Annotated in this window: 2 protein-coding genes; one reads left to right on the top strand and one right to left on the bottom strand. The window is 62.3% G+C overall.

Annotated features, from left to right (window positions below; all coding sequences use genetic code 11):
• Positions 1-767 (bottom strand): DUF1173 family protein (locus tag EOA60_RS29710; protein ID WP_245502642.1); only part of this gene is annotated, 767 nt, incomplete at its 3' end.
• Between the two features lie 315 nt (positions 768-1,082).
• Here EOA60_RS29710 and EOA60_RS29705 point away from each other — a divergent pair.
• The coding region (locus EOA60_RS29705) for a DUF932 domain-containing protein (RefSeq protein ID WP_128312377.1) at positions 1,083-2,188 on the top strand (1,106 nt) is incomplete at its 3' end.

Here is a 2,188-nt window from a genome sequence, read left to right as displayed (position 1 = left end):
AGATACGAGTCATCCTCGACCATGAACGGAAAGCCGGGCATGTGGCGGATGACGAGCTTCTGGCCGGCACGGGCCGGCTCGAACTCCTTCACCTCGCCGACAAGGATCATCAGCTTGCGTGGACCCGATCCCGAAGTCGCCAGCGGCGCCAGCGCTTCAGCGCGACGCCTTTCGATCGCGTCTTTTTTCTCGGCTCGGAACGTCTCCGGTACATACAGCGTCTCGGCAAGCGGGCGGCCCTTAACGATCATCTGCTTTGCAGCCTCACGCAGGTGCCATTGCACATTCCACCAATGACGTTTTCCCGCCCAAAGCGATGTCCAGACCGTCAGCTCCGCCTCGTGCCACAGATAATGCAGCAGCCCGCGCAACGACAGCTTTTTCGCCTCACCCGAAACGCTGTCTGAGCCCGGACTAGCCTGCGGCGAGGCCGCGCGACTGCCGATCTTCGACAGGCTGAAATCCAGCTTCAGCGCCGCCATCCCGCTCTGCGGGTCGAGCTGTATGGCGCTGCCCATCAGGGCACCAAGACCCGAAAGCTCGTATGGCGACTCGTAAGACGCACAGGAGGGATCGTGCTCGCCGCCGCTGAGCGGCATGCGCTTGATCACGTAAAGGCTGCCCATGCGCGCGATGTACATGGGCAGTCCGTCGCCCCGGCACATGCACAACGGCCGCTCGTGCCGTTGATGAGCGGCCGTCAGAGCTTCCTGAAGCTCAGGTGCGTCCTCCGCGTAGACCGAACCACCAATCCTGAACCGCCGCATCACCTCCAAAGCTCCAGGTCGCCGCCGCATCCCTGTGAGCCCATTGAGTCACGCCTTTGCAACAAGCGCAACCCACTCGCTTGGATAATCGCGCGACCCGGAGCAGGGCAGTCGCCGAGTTTGCGTTCTTGCGAAGAATGACTGACGCAGCCGAGGCCCTCGATGCGGATGATCGATGTTTCTAGGGGATGGGCGGTCGCTGCGTTGGCGCCCTTCCGGCATTGGCCGGCGCTGGAGAGGCAGAGGGGAGGCAGGGATGCGATGGCGGGTCGAGGCCAGGAGAGAGGCTCCCGGCGCCCGTCGCGGAGAATGATCATGACCCATATGGAGATTCTGGCGCCGTCACGCACGACGCCCAACGGTTACAAGGTCGATGTCAGCCGCGGCCAGCGCATCGGGCGCGTGTCGTCGGAATGGTTCAACCGGCCTGGCGACGAACGCTACCTGTCGCTCACGGACCTCAACAATGCTGTGAAGCGGCGGTCCGAACGCAGCAAGACCCGCATCGTGGAAAGCGGAGCGATCCGAGTCGAAGCATCTCGCGACAATCCCGAGCGGCTGACGCTCATGCTGCCGGATGCCCACGCGCCGGTCGCGCCGACGCATTGGAGTTTTGGCCAGCTCGCCAGTCTGGTCGGTGCACCCGCGACGTATCTTCGGCAGCTTCCGGCCACGCTTGCCGGCATCAATCTGCAGTATGGGCTTTCCACGCACCGGGCCGAGCAGGTCAAGACACTCGAAATCGAGAACGGCCGCCTTGAGCTTCGAGCAGTTACTGGCCCGGACTACGGCAGGATTTTTGACCACGAACTCGTCGAGGCGGTCCAGAAGATCGCCGGCAACGGAACCGGCGACACACGCTGGAAAGTGCCCGGCGTGCTCGATTGGTCGACCAGCATTTACAACCCCAATGTCGACATCTCGAAGGACACGACCACGCTGTATGCCTCGGACCGCGACATCTTTGTGTTCCTGGTTGACGACCTCAACCCCATCGAAGCCGGCCGGTTGGCCAACGGCGAACCGGATCTCTACTTTCGCGGATTCTATGCCTGGAACAGCGAGGTCGGCTCGAAAACCCTAGGAATCGCAAGCTTTTACCTGCGTGCCGTATGCCAAAATCGCAATCTGTGGGGCGTCGGGGATTTCCAGGAGATCACCATCCGTCACTCCAAATACGCCGCCTCGCGCTTTGCGCTGGAAGCCGAACCGGCGCTGATCCAGTTCGCGGAATCCTCGCCCATGCCTTTCGTCAACGGCATCAAGGCAGCGCGCGAGCGCGTTGTTGCCCGCAACGACGATGATCGGACGACGTTCCTGCGCAAGCGCGGCTTCTCGAAAGGCGAATCCACCAAGATTATCGATGCTGTGCTCACCGACGAAGGCCATCCGCCGGCATCGGTGTTCGACTTCGTCCAAGG

The organism is Mesorhizobium sp. M1A.F.Ca.IN.020.06.1.1, from assembly GCF_004023265.1.
Taxonomy (GTDB): domain Bacteria; phylum Pseudomonadota; class Alphaproteobacteria; order Rhizobiales; family Rhizobiaceae; genus Mesorhizobium.
The sequence above is the reverse complement of the archived record's forward strand: the minus strand, read 5'-3'. Positions and strand labels throughout refer to the sequence as shown.